3 protein-coding genes are annotated in these 2,597 nt (G+C 74.4%); 2 read left to right on the forward strand and 1 reads right to left on the reverse strand.

Features of this window, described 5'->3' with window-relative positions:
• Window positions 1–468: alpha/beta fold hydrolase (locus VR44_RS37005; RefSeq protein ID WP_045952056.1), on the forward strand; the 468-nt coding region annotated here is incomplete at its 5' end.
• Window positions 469–508: 40 nt separating this feature from the next.
• A complete protein-coding gene (locus tag VR44_RS37010; RefSeq protein WP_045952057.1) occupies window positions 509–1,279 on the forward strand; it encodes a thioesterase II family protein in 771 nt (256 codons plus the stop codon).
• Between the two features lie 7 nt (window positions 1,280–1,286).
• On the opposite strand, the gene VR44_RS37015 is transcribed toward VR44_RS37010, so the two are convergent.
• Window positions 1,287–2,480: a Gfo/Idh/MocA family protein gene (locus tag VR44_RS37015; RefSeq protein ID WP_045952058.1), complete on the reverse strand. Its 1,194-nt coding sequence runs from the start codon at window positions 2,478–2,480 to the stop codon at window positions 1,287–1,289.
• Window positions 2,481–2,597: the final 117 nt, after the last annotated feature.

Below are 2,597 nucleotides of genomic sequence, written 5' to 3' on the forward strand. Positions count from 1 at the left end.
GACCCGGTGGTCCTCGTCGGCTACTCCTCGGGCGGCTGGGTGGCCCACGCCGTCGCCTGCCGGCTGGAGCAGCTGGGCCGGCCCGTCGAAGGCATCGTGATGCTGGACAGCTTCAGCCGGGCCCGGGGCATGGGCGACCGGTTCCAGGCCGCGGTGGTACGGGAGCAGTCCGACCGCTTCGAGTTCATCTCCGCACCCGGCACCCAGCTCACCGCGATGGGCGGCTACCTCGCCCTCTTCGAGGACTGGCACGCCCCCGAAGCCGCGGCCCCCACCCTCGTCGTCCGCGCCGCCGACGGGATGGCCGACGGCGCGGCCCCCTCGGCCGACCGGACCGACGACCGCCCGCCGGCCCCCGAACACGCCCGGACCATCACCGAAGTCCCCGGGAACCACTACACGCTGATGGAGCGCCACGCCGAGTCCACGGCCACCGCCGTCGACGAGTGGATCCTCAAGCTCCCCTGAACCGCCCCCTTCCCCTCTCCGAAAGGACACGGTCCGCTCCGTGAACACCCCGACCACCACCACCGACGACAGCCTGTGGATACGCCGGTTCCAGCCGCGGCCGGACGCCCCCGTCCGGCTGGTCTGCCTGCCGCACGCGGGCGGCTCCGCGAGCTTCTACCTGCCCGTGGCCCGCGCCATGCCGGACTTCGCCGACGTCCTGTGCGTCCAGTACCCCGGCCGGCAGGACCGGCGCGCCGAGCCCCTCGTCGACAGCGTCCCCGACCTCGCCGACCAGGTCTTCACCGCCCTGCTGCCCTGGGCCGACCGGCCGCTGGCCTTCTTCGGGCACAGCATGGGCGCCTCCGTCGCCTACGAGGTCGCCCGCCGCTTCGAGCGGCAGAAGGGCATCGTGGCGGCGGCCCTGTTCGTCTCCGGCCGCCGAGCCCCTTCCGCCCACCGGCACGAGACGGTGCACCTGCGCGACGACGACGGCCTGATCGAGGAGATGAAGGCCCTCAGCGGCACCGACAGCCGGCTGCTCGGCGACGAGGAGGTGCTGCGGATGGTCCTCCCGGCCATCCGCGCCGACTACCGCGCCGCGGAGACCTACGCCCCCGAGCCGGGGGAGCGGCTGCGCTGCCCCGTACTCGCCATGATCGGCACCGGGGACCCGAAGGTGACGGAGGCCGAGGCCGCCGCCTGGGCCGACCACACCGAAGGCCCCTTCGCCCTGCGGGTGTTCTCCCCGGGCCACTTCTACCTGGTCCGCGACCACGCCGAGGTCATCGAGGCCATGGCCGCCCAGCTCCGCACCACCCTCGGTCGGTGACGCACCCTCACATCACGTTCCGCCGCTGCCCGTTCTCGAAATAGGCGGCCAGCAGCGGATCGAGCGGCGGGACCCTGAGCGGGGTCCCGCCGTCCCGCAGCGACTGCGTGGCCCCGTACCCGGCGGCCACGGCCATGCGGGCGGCGACGGGCGAGGTGTCCGTGGGCCCGCCCTCCCGGACGAACCGCAGGAACTCGTCGATCAGCAGCGGGTCCGCCCCGCCGTGCCCGCCCTCCGACGGGGCCGCGGGGACGGGGTGGCGGGCGTCCGGCTCGGCCCGGTAGCCCGACCGGCGGGCGTTCCAGACGCGGACCTCGGCGCCCGGGCCGTCCCCGAAGTTCTCCAGCCGGCCCGCGTCCCCGATGACGGTGTAGTTGCGCCAGTAGTCGGGGGTGAAGTGGCACTGCTGGTAGGCGGCGAGGACCCCGTTGCCCAGCCGGAGGTTCATCAGCGACACGTCCTCGACGTCGATCACCGGGTTGAGGTCCCGCTGGGTGCCCGGCGGCCAGTGCCCCTCCTCGGTGTACCAGTCGGCCGTCTTCGGCTCGCCCGCCGCCCGGCGGTGCGGGATCCCGCCGTAGACCATCAGATCACCCATCGCCTGCACCTCCTCGGTGTAGGAGCCCGCCAGCCAGTGCAGGACGTCCAGGTCGTGGGCGGCCTTCTGCAGCAGCAGGCCGTGGGTGAAACGGCGTTCGGCGTGCCAGTCCTTGAAGTACCAGTCACCGCCGTAGCCCACGAAGTGCCGGATCCAGACCGTCTTGACGGCCCCCACCGCTCCCCGCGCGATCAGCTCCCGCATCAGCCGGACCACCGGCATGTGCCGCATGTTGTGCCCGACGTACAGCCGGCTGCCCGTCTCGTACGCCGTCCGCAGCACCTCGTCACAGCGCTCCACGTCGATGTCCAGCGGCTTCTCCACGAACACGGCCCGGCCGGCCCTCAGCGCGCGGACCGCCAGCTCGGCGTGGGTGTGGTCGGGGGTCAGCACCAGCACGGCGTCGATCCCGGGGTCCCCGATGACCTCCCGCGGATCGGCGTGGATCCGCGCGCCGGAGAACGCCGCCGCGGCCCTGTCCCGTGCCCCCGGGTCCGGATCGGCTAGCGCGGCCACCACCGCGCCCCGGCCCGGCCGGTGCGCCGTCCGCGCCAGGGCCCCGCGCAGCCCGTACCCGAGCACCCCGATCCTGACGTCCTCCACGCCCGCCCCCTCCGCTCCGAGGACGCAGGTCTACCACCCCCCGCCCCCGCGGCGACAGACCGCACGCCGCCCACCCGGCGTCCGGCACCCCGCGGCACGGGCCGACGGCGCGCCGCA

Origin of the sequence: Streptomyces katrae (assembly GCF_000966975.1) — a bacterium.
GTDB classification, from domain to species: domain Bacteria; phylum Actinomycetota; class Actinomycetes; order Streptomycetales; family Streptomycetaceae; genus Streptomyces; species Streptomyces katrae.